8 protein-coding genes and 1 CRISPR repeat array are annotated in these 15337 nt (G+C 61.3%); of the genes, 3 read left to right on the plus strand and 5 right to left on the minus strand.

Annotated elements, in window-relative coordinates:
• Nucleotides 1-32: 32 nt before the first annotated feature.
• A complete protein-coding gene (gene casA, locus ACZ48V_RS12170) occupies nucleotides 33-1574 on the minus strand; it encodes a type I-E CRISPR-associated protein Cse1/CasA (RefSeq protein ID WP_464539502.1) in 1542 nt (513 codons plus the stop codon).
• Between the two features lie 835 nt (nucleotides 1575-2409).
• Between casA and ACZ48V_RS12175 the strand changes: the two genes are divergently transcribed.
• A complete protein-coding gene (locus ACZ48V_RS12175) occupies nucleotides 2410-2631 on the plus strand; it encodes an AbrB/MazE/SpoVT family DNA-binding domain-containing protein (protein WP_464539504.1) in 222 nt (73 codons plus the stop codon).
• A gap of 41 nt (nucleotides 2632-2672) precedes the next feature.
• Here the strand turns inward: ACZ48V_RS12175 and cas3 are convergent, their stop codons facing one another.
• Nucleotides 2673-5297 (minus strand): CRISPR-associated helicase Cas3', encoded by a 2625-nt coding sequence (cas3, locus tag ACZ48V_RS12180; RefSeq protein WP_464539506.1) that lies wholly within the window; start codon nucleotides 5295-5297, stop codon nucleotides 2673-2675.
• Nucleotides 5298-5467: 170 nt separating this feature from the next.
• Nucleotides 5468-10017: a CRISPR direct-repeat array (repeat unit 28 nt; unit sequence GATGCCTCCGCACACGCGGAGATAGACC).
• A 661-nt stretch (nucleotides 10018-10678) separates the two neighbouring features.
• Nucleotides 10679-11758 carry a DNA polymerase IV gene (gene dinB, locus ACZ48V_RS12185; RefSeq protein ID WP_464539508.1) on the minus strand — a complete coding sequence of 360 codons (1080 nt, stop codon included), beginning with the start codon at nucleotides 11756-11758 and terminating at the stop codon, nucleotides 10679-10681.
• 187 nt (nucleotides 11759-11945) lie between these two features.
• On the opposite strand from dinB, the gene ACZ48V_RS12190 reads away from it, so the two are divergent.
• The gene (locus ACZ48V_RS12190) at nucleotides 11946-12248 is read left to right on the plus strand and encodes a hypothetical protein (protein ID WP_464539510.1); all 303 of its coding nucleotides are present in this window, start codon (nucleotides 11946-11948) and stop codon (nucleotides 12246-12248) included.
• A gap of 201 nt (nucleotides 12249-12449) precedes the next feature.
• A complete protein-coding gene (locus ACZ48V_RS12195; RefSeq protein ID WP_464539512.1) occupies nucleotides 12450-13412 on the plus strand; it encodes a succinylglutamate desuccinylase/aspartoacylase family protein in 963 nt (320 codons plus the stop codon).
• Between the two features lie 59 nt (nucleotides 13413-13471).
• Here the strand turns inward: ACZ48V_RS12195 and ACZ48V_RS12200 are convergent, their stop codons facing one another.
• Both ACZ48V_RS12200 and ACZ48V_RS12205 read right to left on the minus strand, forming a co-directional pair.
• A complete protein-coding gene (locus tag ACZ48V_RS12200) occupies nucleotides 13472-13972 on the minus strand; it encodes a universal stress protein (protein WP_464539514.1) in 501 nt (166 codons plus the stop codon).
• A gap of 502 nt (nucleotides 13973-14474) precedes the next feature.
• Entirely contained in the window at nucleotides 14475-15284 is an 810-nt protein-coding gene (locus tag ACZ48V_RS12205; RefSeq protein ID WP_464539516.1) for a DUF6992 family protein, read from the minus strand.
• Between the last annotated feature and the right edge of the window lie 53 nt (nucleotides 15285-15337).

Genomic DNA, 15337 nt, shown 5'->3' on the forward strand with positions numbered 1-15337 from the left:
AAAGAGGCGAGGAGATATCGAAGATGCAGGGATTACCCGGTGTGCGCAGCGGCGTGGGGATCCGCAAAGGTCTCGGGCAGGTGGGTCCAAAGCGCGCCCCGGAAGATGGATTCCGCGCTGCTGTGGGCGCGCCAGTAGCGGGTGGCGGACTGCGGTGCGTGGTCTTTGGCATCGTCGAACTGCGTCTGCGCCTCGTCGCGCAAGAGCTGCTGCCAGTCGGCCTGTGCATCTTGCTGATCCATCTCGACCGAGGCCCAGAGCCGCTCGAAGAAGCGGGCGTCCACGGCCCGGTCGAACGCATCCATCCACGGCGCAAGCTGGTCGCTGTCGGGCCGCTCGTCGGGCCGCCCGGTTAGCACCGCGCTTAGCACCGGATAGAGCACCTTGCTGCGTACCGTCGCTGCTTTTTCGATGCGCATCTTAGCGCGCTTTGCGAGCTGGTCGCGCTCAGTCTTTTGATGCAGGCGTGTAGCTACCGACGACGGCACGGGCACAATGCGGTGATGCAGCCCATCGGTCTTGCCCTGCCCGCGCACCAGGGTGCGAGCTACCAGATACATGGCCTCGGTTTCGCCCGACTGAAACTGCAGCGCAGGCGGACGCTCGTAGTTTTTGCCCAGCAGGATGTCGTGCAGCTTCTGATAGGTAAATCCTGCTTCGCCCAGCGTAAGCGCTTTTCCCTCGCCTTTGTCGATAGGCGTCCACGGGTCGCCGGTCATGCCGTTGAGGCTATCGGGCGCGTCAAGTCGCTGTCCTTTTGTATTGGCCCGCCAGCAGCGGAGCGATCCGTCATCGTTGGTGGTAAAGCGGATGCGGCGGCAGATCTCCACGAAGTACGGATCGCAGTCATACAAGGGAATCGCTTCATCTTTCGCGCCGCCCCACGGCTCGGTCCAGAGCAGCATGGGTCCGTGTGCATCGTAGCGGTCGAGCAGATCCCGTCGCGCATCCTCCAGAACCTGCACATCGCGCCGGAAGCGCGGGCCCCACGCCAGATCGGGCACTACCCCCACAAGTGGACGATTGCCAAGGCCACCGTTCATACGCACAATGCCGTAGTTACCGACTCCAAGATACCCTTCCATTGTTTGAAGCGTCACAAGCGCATAAACCCAATGTTCGGGATTAGGCTTGTTGATTCGAAATGCTTTCAGATCATGATTTTTGGACGTGATCAGCATATCTAACTGATCTGGAGTAGGCCGGTCGTCTTTGTAGCTTGCATCTTCCAGGCTGCCCTCGGGAATTGGTGGCTGCATGAAGGCGGGCTGCGCCGGGTCGTCGGTCACGAGCTGCCACGCCTGGGCATCGCCGTCAGCTAGTGCTCGAAGAGCGGTATGCCATTCGCGTGGCGTGTCGGGCAGATTCTCGTGGGCCGTGCGGGCCAGCGTCAGCGCGCCGAGTTGCACCAGCAGGCTGTACCACGGCTGCTGTTGATGGGGCTGCAGGGCCTCGAACGAGGCAATGTCATCGGTAGCAAGATGGGCCAGCACCTCCGGTAGGGTCGCCCCGGCGTGTGTGCCGTCAGGTAGGCGGATGCGGAAAAGTGGCTCGTCAAGCAGGGAATACGGCATACATGTAGCGGATTAGAAAACGAGTAGTGCGCAATGGGCGGACAGGAAGGACGTTTATATGACCTTAATCAGCGTGAAAACATAACCTTGATGGACGTTTGTTTTTCGTGAACAGAAACAGGTCTGGGGACAGCGATGGTTTTGTGATGCTGCTGGATACGTGAGCGTAGCATACAAACACCTCTCTTCCAACGCGACATTTTGTGTCGGGAACATTTTGGGAGCGTACTGTCTCGTCGTAATTCCTGGGCTACTGCGCTGTCACAGGTCAATCTTCGGGTAACGCATGGCTACCTAACGTACCGAGAAAAATCCACAACCATGTCATTGCGAGCGCAGCGACGCAATCTCATGCTATCAGGCCAGGTGTAGCCGCCCAATCAACGGCATGAGATCGCACCCCAAGAGTACTCGTTCGCTACCGCTCACAGCGCCGCGGCAGTCGCAGGGCTCCCTCCTCGCGATGACAAGTTTGGACCGTGCCAAACTCTGTGTCTGTCCACCTCCAAGAAATCTGTCATGGTGAGCACGCGACGGGCCCAGCCCGGAGCACGCCGAACCATCTCCCCGACGTTCAGCAGGCTCTGATCGATCGAGCGGCCCTGCTCATTTCGAGGGAGATCTTTATTCGCTACGCTCATCAGTCGCTACGCTCGTGTCAGGACTCCACGTCTTTTAGACGGAGCCGCTCCGCTCAAGATGACATTTGGTGAGCGAGGTCCAGCCAATCCATGCGAGTGAACAGCGCCGCTCCCATGCAAAGGAACGGACCCGGTTTGAGCGATGTCTTAACAACAATGTGCCTAAGCTTACCTATCCAAGCACAAGAATACTCATGCCTGCACACACCACACTTGCCAGCGACGGCTCCATCGTTCTCCCTGACGATGTGTGCATCCGCTATGGTTGGTCTACCGGCCAGCAGCTTGAACTGGTCACAACTGCTAACGGACTCATGATTCGTCCAGTCTCTCCGTTTCCTGAAACCCAGCTCGATGCTGTTGTCGGTGCCGTTGACTACACGGGTCCTGCCATTCCCACCGATCAGCTTGGATAGTTGAGCAGGGATTCAAGGTATCGTGATTGTGCTCAAACATCTCACGCATCCGCAATCCCAAACCGATCATACCGAAATGTCTGTCCGGCAATGGTAAACCGGAAGCCGCCTTCGAACGAACGGGCCGACTCAGCTTCGTCGGTCTCGGGCGGGTCGTCGAAACGCCACTGCGGCAGGCTTACCTCGCTGATGTCAGATCCGAACGGACCACGAAGCGGCTCGGGCAGGTGGATGCGGTAGTCCGGCTCGCCCAGGCGGGTCATGATGCGCTCACTGTCATCCGGGAAGCCGTTTTCGGAGTATGGGGTCGCAAAGTCAATCGTGTTGTACGTAGCATGCTGCTGATTCGCCATCTCCTCGCCCATCACCCAGCGCTCGTGGCGCGCCCAGGCATTGCCCTCAGCCTGCTCCACGATGCGATGCAGCCGGTCGGGGTGCGTGGCCCGTTCCACCAACAGCCGGTTGTGATCGGGGATGCGCCAGCGCTGTAGCGCCTCGTCGTCAAGCACCTGCCAGGTCGCTTCGAGCATGCGGAGATCCTGATACACGGTCCCGAGCCCATGATCGCCCTGGATGCCTTTGCCCTCCCCGGTGATGGCCGCGCCCAGATCGCGCTCCGGCGGCACGAGCACCTCGCAGCGGGCCGTTTCGAATCCGTCGGGACGGGCCCGCCTGTGCCGATGCAGCCGCCCGATGCGCTGCAAAAGCACATCTATCGGGCACAGATCGGTAAGCAGAATATCGGCGTCGATGTCGAGGCTCTGCTCCACCGTTTGCGTGGCCACGGCGATGCATCCTCCGGTACGGTCGGCGTCTTTCCCGAAGGTCGCCTGAATGGATGCATCGAGGCGGGCGCGGTCGTCGGGGGCGAATCGGGAGTGGTGGGGTGCCGCAATGCCGTCGCATCCAAACAGATGCCGAGAGGGAGCCATCGCCTCCACTGCCCGCTGCGTGGCTACGCAGTCATCAACCAGGTTCCGAATGATGAGCACGCGCGCACCCTGGTTGGCGTACTGCGCTGCACGCTCGGCCAGCGTTTCGGGGGCGTTCGCAATGGGGTGAAGTGTAGGCTGAACCGTTTTGGCGCTGCTCACCGAGGCCGCATGCACCGACGTAGGATCGCGCCGATCGGCGGCTACGTGTGTGAGCAGCGGGTAGTCTTCAGTTTCGGCGGTCTCGGGGTCGGGGGGATCCGTACGATTCGCCGTGGTGAGATGCGTACGGGCTGCTGAGCCGAGCGTGGCCGACATCATAAGCGCATGGCCCCCTGCGTACAAGTGCTGATCGAGCACGCGATCCATGAGCGCCGTCATGTACACGTCCGAGGCGTGCACCTCGTCGACGACCAGAAAGTGCCTGAGGAGCGCGGCGCTCCGCATGTGCGCATGGGACACCTGCAGCGCAGAGAGCAGCACCTGATCGACGGTGCCCACCACAATGGGACCGGCCAGATAGCGTTTGGGGGATTCGGCGGCCCAGCCGCGATACTGCATCGTCTCATCCTCGTCGTCCCAGCGCACCGCGAAGCCCGGCAGCCGCATGGCCTCGCGATCGTCGGCCTTGATGTAGCCCGGCACCGCCTGCACGACCGGGGGACGCCGCTCCGAATCCCCAAAAACGCGTTTGATGGTGGCCTCAACGCGTCCGTGCAGCTGGGTGGCGGCGCTGCGCGTGGGCACGGCAAAGTACATCGCATCCACCTGCCCGGCCTGAAAGAGCCGGACGTACCGCGCGAGGGCGGCTTCGGTTTTGCCGGAGCCGGTGTCGGATTCGAGGATGGTGAGGCTGCCGCTGTCGTGAATCGGCAGGTCGTAGCACGCCTGCTGCACCGGGTGGGGCGTCCAGGTGGGCTCTTCGAGAATGCGATCGAATCCCACCGATTCGGGCAGCTGGATGCGCAGGGCCTCGCCCTCCAGGAAGAGCGTTTCGATGGCGGCAGCAGCTCGCTTGCGCGAATCGGGCATCGGATCGGAGCGGTCGGTGACGAACGGAAAGAACCGCTCGTTATCGGAGCCGATCCAGTCGGCCAGGGTGAGGAGTCCGTTGTACGCGTGTTGGAAGCGGGGCGCATCCGGAAACGGAGGCGCGGTGCCGTCGAACGCCTTCGGAAACCACTGGCGGACGTATTCGGCCAGTTGCTTGAGGTTGGCAGCCGGATCGCGGATATTGTTCGGATTCCAGAGTCGCAGGTTGGGGGAGGCGGGCTGCACCGGCGTGCCGTGATGCGCCCAGGTGGCCAGGAGCATCTCTTCAAGGACATCGAGGTCAGCCATCCACCCCTGATGCACGATCTCCATGATGCCCATCGCCTCCAGCCATGAAGCCACATCGTCGGTTTCCAACAGGTTGAGGACCGGGGTCACGTGATCGGCTTCGGGGGTGTGACCGAAGGCGCGATTCTGGAAGCCGTGGTTCACCTTACCGGCATCGTGGAGGGCGGCGAAGGCCGAGAGGCGGGCAATGTGCACCGGCGAAAGCTGCTCCCGCCCCGCCAGGCGGGCCAGGCGGGGGCCCAGCAGGGTGCGCGTGAGCAGTGCCTCGGTGACCGCCGCGACATCCGCCGAGTGGGCCCAGAGCGTATTCCAGGCGGTGACCGAGCCAGAGCGATCGTTGTTTTCGTGGGTGAGTTTGGCCCACACATCAGAAGGAGAGGGCGGTCCGTGCATGCAATAGACAGGAAGATAAAAGAATGGAGGCGACGATTGGAATACGAAGATAGGCAGAAGGGCGAGGAAAGTAAAGAGGCGCCAATTTGGCAGAATGCGGGGTCTTGACAACGGATTGGCTGTCCCATATACTATCAACGATATCAAACCTGCGTCAGGATGACGCAGGGGATGCCTCCGCACACGCGGAGATAGACCCTGGGCATTGGGGTGTCTACCCTACGGCGTTACGGATGCCTCCGCACACGCGGAGATAGACCCAACGCTACATAGATCGCCCGCTTCCTGTCGCAGGATGCCTCCGCACACGCGGAGATAGACCCCACTATAATTGCCGACGAAATGGCCCGTGACGGGATGCCTCCGCACACGCGGAGATAGACCCTGAAATTGCGGGCGTCGATGCGGGTGGTTGGCGGATGCCTCCGCACACGCGGAGATAGACCTCTGTGCTTCACCGTTGGCCCCGACAAGATGTGGGATGCCTCCGCACACGCGGAGATAGACCAAATAGAAACCTATCCGATCCAAAAGAAGCAAGGGATGCCTCCGCACACGCGGAGATAGACCACATGACGCACCCCCAAACGCCAAAAGCCCCACGGATGCCTCCGCACACGCGGAGATAGACCCCTGCTATCCGGGGCGCAATAGAGGAGCGCTTAGATGCCTCCGCACACGCGGAGATAGACCCCGGTATGAAGATCTCCGCACAAAGTATCTTGCGATGCCTCCGCACACGCGGAGATAGACCCGGGCGCACCCCACGCATAGTGGCCGACCCAGGGATGCCTCCGCACACGCGGAGATAGACCTGTCTGCCGGTGGCCGATTTTGATTGCTTTGTTGATGCCTCCGCACACGCGGAGATAGACCCCCTCGGATCGCGGAAGTCCAGTGTAAGGTCGGGATGCCTCCGCACACGCGGAGATAGACCCCGATGCTCCTGTCACAATGCTTTCCAGCGAGGGATGCCTCCGCACACGCGGAGATAGACCCTGGGCATTGGGGTGTCTACCCTACGGCGTTACGATGCCTCCGCACACGCGGAGATAGACCCGCTGTACTCGCCAACAGGGACATCGATATTTACGATGCCTCCGCACACGCGGAGATAGACCCCGGACGTGATATTGCGCGCTCATGAGCCTCCCGATGCCTCCGCACACGCGGAGATAGACCGTCACCGCTGCTGATATGAAAGCCCTACGTAAGGATGCCTCCGCACACGCGGAGATAGACCGTTTAATGCCCCGGTTCGCGCCGGGGCTTTTTTGATGCCTCCGCACACGCGGAGATAGACCCAGGCGCTCGAAGTCGAATCCCTTCGCGGCGTCGATGCCTCCGCACACGCGGAGATAGACCCCACCTTAAATTGACGTCACGTGACGGTTAGCTGATGCCTCCGCACACGCGGAGATAGACCGCGGCCCGGCGCTTGCCACAGTACGCGCATATCGATGCCTCCGCACACGCGGAGATAGACCCTTGTTGTAGTTGACGAGCCGGATCAGGTCATCGATGCCTCCGCACACGCGGAGATAGACCGTGCAGAAATTAGGTGCGGTATACGGATCGCAAGATGCCTCCGCACACGCGGAGATAGACCCTGTATTGCCATTGTTGCGAAGGCGATACCGAAGATGCCTCCGCACACGCGGAGATAGACCTGCACTTGTGGCGTTGGAGCGCATTGGAAGCGAGATGCCTCCGCACACGCGGAGATAGACCCCCGTCTCGGAAGCGGCTTAACTCATCGCAAACGATGCCTCCGCACACGCGGAGATAGACCCGCGGGGATCTATGTGCAGGAAACGCCTTTCCCGATGCCTCCGCACACGCGGAGATAGACCTATGTTTAGTCGGTATACGCTTTGTAAGTTGTTGATGCCTCCGCACACGCGGAGATAGACCTACCCCGGGTTCGCTACGTGTGCCCGGGGCGATGATGCCTCCGCACACGCGGAGATAGACCCTGATTGTTCAGTATGACGGTTCGTTATGCGCAGATGCCTCCGCACACGCGGAGATAGACCTCTGTTTTCTGCTTTAACAGCCGACCGGGCAAAGATGCCTCCGCACACGCGGAGATAGACCTTTGGATCTTGATCCGGGTGAGTATAGCGTTGCGATGCCTCCGCACACGCGGAGATAGACCGTGTGTAGCGTGATGCTGCTACCCATAGGTAGGGATGCCTCCGCACACGCGGAGATAGACCCGGGGGTGCGCGGATTTGATGAGTATGCGCGGCGATGCCTCCGCACACGCGGAGATAGACCCCTTATTTTTTTGTCTGCAGGCTTGTTGAGGCGGATGCCTCCGCACACGCGGAGATAGACCGCGATTGTTTGTACCTGAACAGCGCCGGGAAACGATGCCTCCGCACACGCGGAGATAGACCCATCAGCGCGACGGATCTCGACGTATATTATAAGATGCCTCCGCACACGCGGAGATAGACCATATCTCAACATTCAACCCATGAGTAAAATATTGATGCCTCCGCACACGCGGAGATAGACCTGTCACCGCCGCCGGGCCTGCCCCTAAAATGATGATGCCTCCGCACACGCGGAGATAGACCCGCTTGTAGCCGTGGGTTGTAGCTGCAGGCGTTGATGCCTCCGCACACGCGGAGATAGACCCGGGCGATCTTTTAGAAGACGACCCAGCACACGGATGCCTCCGCACACGCGGAGATAGACCCATCTCCGTCCCGCGTAGAAAGCCACGCCTTACGATGCCTCCGCACACGCGGAGATAGACCCGACACGTCCGGCCCAAGACTCTACGGCTATAGGATGCCTCCGCACACGCGGAGATAGACCCCTACAGCGTAACCGCCGGGCACTTTGTTGAGTGATGCCTCCGCACACGCGGAGATAGACCTATGCTTTCTGCATTAGTTCGGCGTAAGGTTGAGATGCCTCCGCACACGCGGAGATAGACCCCGGACTACATACGCCTCGATGAGGCCGCCACGGATGCCTCCGCACACGCGGAGATAGACCTCCCACCACTTTTCGAGGTCACTCGGCGACCACGATGCCTCCGCACACGCGGAGATAGACCGTGAAACCGTTGGCGCGAACGGGTTTGCGGTTGGATGCCTCCGCACACGCGGAGATAGACCTCGCACGGCGCACCACTTCAGCCATAGGCACCCGATGCCTCCGCACACGCGGAGATAGACCCGGACACGGTTCCCACACGACCTACTTTCCGGTGATGCCTCCGCACACGCGGAGATAGACCCGTACCGCCGCGTGTTTGGCGTGCCTGCGCTGCGATGCCTCCGCACACGCGGAGATAGACCCTGGCTCTGTCGGAAGCCCGTAGCGCAGTGCAGGATGCCTCCGCACACGCGGAGATAGACCCCGGTTCGACGGGCTCAACCTGCACAGCAAACGGATGCCTCCGCACACGCGGAGATAGACCGCGCTTGCCTTGGGATAGCCGCGGATTGAGGTGGATGCCTCCGCACACGCGGAGATAGACCCTCGACCATGCTCTGTCCTGTCGGTTCACCGCCGATGCCTCCGCACACGCGGAGATAGACCTCATAGGCCTCGCATAGCTTAGTAAGTTGCCTTGATGCCTCCGCACACGCGGAGATAGACCCTATATTGACTTTCTCGTACACGCCCCACCCGTGATGCCTCCGCACACGCGGAGATAGACCTGCCGATCGCCCCGGCACGAAGCGCGAGTCACTGATGCCTCCGCACACGCGGAGATAGACCGTCGACACCCCGGCGCGGTAGAGATCAGACCTAGATGCCTCCGCACACGCGGAGATAGACCCGTGTCCGTTGTACAGCAAGATAAAACGATTTGGATGCCTCCGCACACGCGGAGATAGACCTCTTTGCGTACGATTCCAACACGAGCAGCAACCGATGCCTCCGCACACGCGGAGATAGACCTCACTGGAAAGCAAGTCCAGCGCGTCCGTGTACGATGCCTCCGCACACGCGGAGATAGACCGCCCACGAAGCCGATGCCACGCGCCGGGCCGCTGATGCCTCCGCACACGCGGAGATAGACCCAGGCGGAAACGCCGGGAAACACCCCGGGAAACGATGCCTCCGCACACGCGGAGATAGACCTGCGCTCCTCCAGTTCGTCGGCTTCGAGCACCTGATGCCTCCGCACACGCGGAGATAGACCCGTGGTGGCGTGGCGTGCTGGATTGGCCAGAAGGATGCCTCCGCACACGCGGAGATAGACCGCAGCAGAGTTCCCGGCAGCGCACCAGGTGTCCGATGCCTCCGCACACGCGGAGATAGACCGTTGCCAGACCGTTTTCAGGGCGCGGACGGAGGGATGCCTCCGCACACGCGGAGATAGACCCGGGCGATCTTTTAGAAGACGACCCAGCACACGGATGCCTCCGCACACGCGGAGATAGACCTTCCCGATAATACCATTTATCAGGGTTTAGGACGATGCCTCCGCACACGCGGAGATAGACCTTCGCCTGCCTACACCTCCAACAATAAAGCCCCGATGCCTCCGCACACGCGGAGATAGACCCAGGACGCACGCGCCAAACTTAAGCCCACTGCAGATGCCTCCGCACACGCGGAGATAGACCCGCAGGGCGTGCCGATGATGGCATTGCCTTACGGATGCCTCCGCACACGCGGAGATAGACCCATCATCGCGGGGCTTGAGGCCGAGGTGAGCATGATGCCTTCGCCCACGCGGAGATAGACCTCGGAGTCGGAGAGCACTGAATCAGAGCCTGTTTGGGTTTTGGTTTGCTGGCGAGAGTGAGCGCCGCTGAGGCGAAAATTGGACTCCGATCGCGGTTTGTAGCGAGGCTACGGGCCAAGATTGAGGACAATTTGCACCTGGGGCATGACCTTCGGCCCCAGCCCGGCGGAGCCGCTCGTAGCCCAAATTAAAAAAATCAAAACAGGCTCTTAGATCACCGTTCCTGCCCCGCCGTCTGGAAAGACGTATCCAAACAAGCCGTCTCGCTTCCCATGCAGATTTGCCATGCCCGTGTGGCCACCAGTCCGAAATGGGTGTATCGCCCGTTACGGGCGGCCTCGCATGTATGCAGCCGCCGAACAGGGGCTGGCGACGACTGCGTACATCTATCGTGTAACGCGATTTATTGACTACAGTGCATCGATGCCAACTGGTACGGGCCCAGATCTCCTGCAGGCATCGGGCGACTGTTGAGGAAAACGCGAAAAGGTGTCGGTGACAGCGGCACACGCATCGCATTCACCTGCCCCCTCCTGAAAAGATAAGGCGCGTTGCGGGTATCGATCGTATTTGACACAACGGGGCGTCTTCGGCTCGTGAAAGACCGCGTGATTGGCGCGCCGGTTCGTGCGGGTAGCTCCACGAGAATCCCCTGCACCTTTCACGAGAACGCCAATTCCAGCTGCACGCCGGCCGTGTCCTCAGGCAGCAGCGATGAGACGGTCAGGCCCAGGAGCCGAAGCGGCGCTTCCGGGGGCTGGGGCTCCAGGAGAAGGCGTTCGGCCCACTGCATGAGCACCTCGGCGGAGGCGACCGGACGCTGCAGCGTGGTCTGCCGCGTCAGGACCTCATGCCGGTGGGTCTTCATCTTCAGCGTAACCGTGCGGCCCTGGCGCTCGGCGCGACGAAGCCGACGGGCCACACGCTCCGCGATCGGCTCCAGGCGGCGCAGCATCGCGTCGGGGTCGGCGAGGTCGGTGGAGAACGTCCGCTCGGCACCAACGGACTTCCGCTCCCGGTTCGGACGCACCGGCCGCGTGTCGTCGCCACGAGCCATCGCCGCAAACCACCGTCCGCGCTTCCCGAAACGCCGTACCAGTTCCCGCTCTTCGACCTGCTGCAGATCAGCCCCGGTGTGGATGTCCATCGTCTTCATGGCTTCCGTCGTTACCGGACCTACCCCCCGAAACGACTCGATGGGGAGCTGCGCGATAAACGACTGCATCTCGCCTGGCCGCACCACCGTGCAGCCATCGGGCTTCTCCCAATCAGAGGCCACCTTGGCGACGAACTTGTTGGGGGCCACGCCTGCCGAGGCGGTCAGGCCCCGCTCGGTACGCAGCGCCTTGCGGATCGCCTGCGCGATGAGGGTACCCGAGGGTGGCCCCTGCTTAGGCGTTGTTACGTCGAGATATGCTTCATCAAGCGAGACGGGCTCGATGAGATCGGTGTAACGCTGAAGGATCTGACGGATGGCACGCGATTCGTCTTTGTAGACGTCCATGCGCGGCGGCACAAAGATCAGGTCGGGGCACCGGCGGGCCGCCTCCACAGACGGCTGGGCCGAGTGGATTCCGTACGGACGCGCCTCGTAGCTGGCGGTCATCACTACGCCCCGGGGCGGACGTCCCCCCACGGCAATCGGCTGGCCTGCGTACCGGTTGGGGTAATCGCGCTGCTCGATAGACGCGTAGAACGCGTCCATATCCAGGTGAATGATCTTGCGGGGCGATTCAGGCACGACACAAGGCCTCTGGTCTATTGGGGCTGAGAGGGCTCGACCCACTTGATGGGCCTCTTCCTTCAGACGCACGCAACGTTCGCCCGTAGGGTCCGTTTCCGTACCCAATTGCGCAGCGGCCGCACATAGCAGGCAACAGACGCTGCCCGACTTCGGACGCATCCCTCAATTATTCCAAGACCGTACCATGAGCACACAAAACGGTTATTCCGATTCCAAACGCGAGCCCGTGGAGGGCCAGCGCTTTCACGGCACGCAGATCATCGTTGACGGAAAGCATTTCGAAGACTGTGAGTTCGACACCTGCACGTTTGTCTATCGCGGCGGCATCGCGCCTAATTTTGTGCGCTGTGAGTTTGCCTCACCGCACTTCGTCTTCGAGGAGGCCGCCCAGCGCACCATGCAGTTCATGAGCGCTATCTACAACGGCATCGATCCGCGCATTATCGAGATGACCTTCGACGAGATCCGCAAGGAGCCGGGGGCATGATGGGGAGATTCTGGTAGCACACAGCTACGCCTGCATCCCTTCCCCCCAGCCAACAAACCGGCCGGATCCGTCGCCAATCTGCTTCGCTAAGCTGCGTCGCAGCAGAATGCCAACCCGCTTTTCCCATTTTCCTGGAATCGTGCTTTGGGTGACTTCTGTTGAGATCGTGTTGTTTTTTATGCATGAACACAGAGAAATATAATGCTTGAGTTTGGAACCGCACAGGCAGCGCCCGGCGAGATGGACACCGGCTTCCTTCGCGCGGGCGAAACGCGCGACGGTGCGCCCTTTGGCCTCCCGGTCGCCGCCGTGAACGGTGTCGATGACGGACCCACGCTGTACATTCAAGCGGGGAGCGACGGCGATGAGCTGAACGGGCTGGCGGTCGTCCGCGAGGTGATGCAGCAGCTGTCGCCCACTGAAATGGCGGGACACATCCTCGTTGTAGGCATTCTCAACTACCACGGCTTCCAGCGTGCCCAGCATCGCAATCCGCTCGACGACACCAAGCTCAACCGCGCGTTTCCGGGCGCCCCCGACGGCTCCAGCAGCGAGCGGCTGGCGCATCTCGTCTACGAGCACGGCGTGCGGCGCGCCGATCTGGGCATCGACCTGCACCAGGGCGGCACCAAGCGCATGATCAATGAGGTGCGTGTGCGATGCGGCCCCAACCACCGCCTGCACGCAAGGTGCTTTGAGCTCGCCCGCGTATTCGGTACGGAGCATATCCTCGACGAAAAGGGGCCTAACGGACAGCTCGCACGGGCCGCGCCCGACGATGGCATCCCGCTAATCGATCCCGAGCTGGGCGGTACTGTCGGCTGGGACGCCCCCTCTATCGACGTGGGCGTGCAAGGCGTGCTCAACGTTCTTGCCCACTACGGCTTCATCGACGGCCAGCCCAAGGTTCCGTACGCGCAGGTGCGTGCTACCGGATTCGCAAACGTGTATACCTCTCGGGGCGGTCTGATTGACCTCGCGGTCGACCTGGGCGATCGTGTAGAGCCCGGCGACCGGCTCTTTTCCGTCACGGATGTGTTTGGCGCAACGAAAGAGGTCGTCGAGGCCCCCACGAGCGGCATCGTCTGGCGCATGCGCCGCCTGCCCATGGTAGCCACCGGCGAGCAGGTCCTGAAGATCGGCACCGGCGTCGAATTGCTCTGAAAGCACCATACCCAGAGCACCACGCACTCCGCAACGCACCTTCCCTGTTCTAACTATCCCTACTCATCCTTCCGGCGCACCGTCAGGACAGGCACGTCAGACATCCGAACGACCTTTTCGGTTACGCTCCCGATCAGGTACCGGTCGAGTCCGGTTCGGCCGTGGGTGCCCATCACGATCAGGTCGATGTCGTGTTTTTCTGCGTAGTCGAGGATGACCTTGTACGGATTGCCCTGCCTGACCTCTGTCGCTACCTGCACATCGCCAAGCTGGTCAGCAACGTAGTTAACAAGCTCCTTTCCGTACTCCTGAATGGTCGTGAGGACCTCTTCGCTTTTCTTCCGGATCCCCACCATACCGGGGCCTCCGCCTTTCGGATCACCGACCATCCCGCCGTGGCTCTTCACCTCGGGGTCGGTGCCCAGTCCGTGCGGCTGTCGCTCCGCAACGTAGAGCACGTGCACGGTAGCTCCGTACGTCTCTGCCAGCGTGCGACAGTGCGCCAGAACGGCCTCTGCTCCTGCACTTCCATCGGTTGGGTACAAAATTGCATCGTACATAGCACACGTTGGCGTCTGGTAAAACAAATGCGATGGTTCTTTACACTACGTACACAAACGTATACAAAGGCCGGACGAGCTTTGCAATTCGATCTTTTCTAACTGCTTAAACGAAAGACCGGATTTATGGAGATTCGGGAGGATGCGGGACGCTCTCTTTCTCTACGATCAGCATACCGCGTATCCCACAGTTCTTCTCCATACTACGCCTCCGCTTGCTGGCGCAGCGTAACAGCACGCTTGCATGGATAATCACGACTTCGATAATCACGACTTCGAAGCGCTTCCCAAGAACGCCTCTACGTGACAGACCATTGTGTGCTTTTCCCTATGTCTGCATGGTCGTTTTTTCCGCATAGAGACGTAAGAGGGGCCTGCGTCTATCTCTCTCCACAAGAAGTGATACGTGGAGGCACGTACTTTTTACGAACGCAGCAAGCCGTCGCCCAGCCGTGGCACGGCCATTATGCTGTGCAGGCGTTACTATACAGGATATACCTTATTACAGGCGCCACGTCACAGATGCACCGGTGGGAGCAACCTGAGCAGATAGCGATCCCGGCAGGGCGAGCAGATCGGTCAGCCGCGTGCGCGCCCCCGCCCAGGCAATCGTATCCAGCAGCAGGAGTCCGGCCCCCTGCAGGATGAGCGCCGTGCCATGCCCGCGCCACGACGAGGCGCTGTCGACTCCGTTGTAGCTGGCAATGACCATTGCGCTACCGACGGCGGAGTAGCCAACATTCAGCCCCATGTTCACCAGCAGGATGTCGTGGTAGCTGCGCTCAGCATCGAACGCAGCGCGGCGGGTGCTCGGCACGTTGCGCGAGCCCAGCAGTCCAACCGTAGCAATGCCCACGTTCACCGCGCCCCAGGCCGCCGACTGCGTGGCGAATCCCCACCAATCGGCCTGACCGGTGCGGTCGTGTGTTGCTGCAAGGGCCAGCCCCCCGATTACGTTCGCCCCGCCCCAGGCGGCTACGCGCCAGAGGTGGTTGCGCTCAGCCTGCAGGCGGCGCTGCACCAGCGCCTCCACACGGTCCGACGAGGCGCGGTCTACCGGCCCGGACTCCCGGTAGGGCGCGCCATCGTGCGAGACCGACTCCATAACATCCGGCCCCATCTGTGCTGACTCAGAGGGCGCTCCCTCATCTGCATCAGCAGCCGGCGCAGTAGAGGCGGTGTCTGGGACCGATGGCCCCTGCTGTGCCTGTGCCTCGGTGCTCTGGTAGAACGCCCAGCCGCCCAGTGCGAGGAGTCCCCCCGCAACCCAGCGTGTAGTCGGATGCGAAAGCGTGCTGCGAATCCAGGACATAAGTAAAAGGCGCTATCATAAAAGAGAGTATAGGGTGCAAACGCTCGTGCCAG

The sequence above is a fragment of the Longimonas haloalkaliphila genome, from assembly GCF_055379825.1.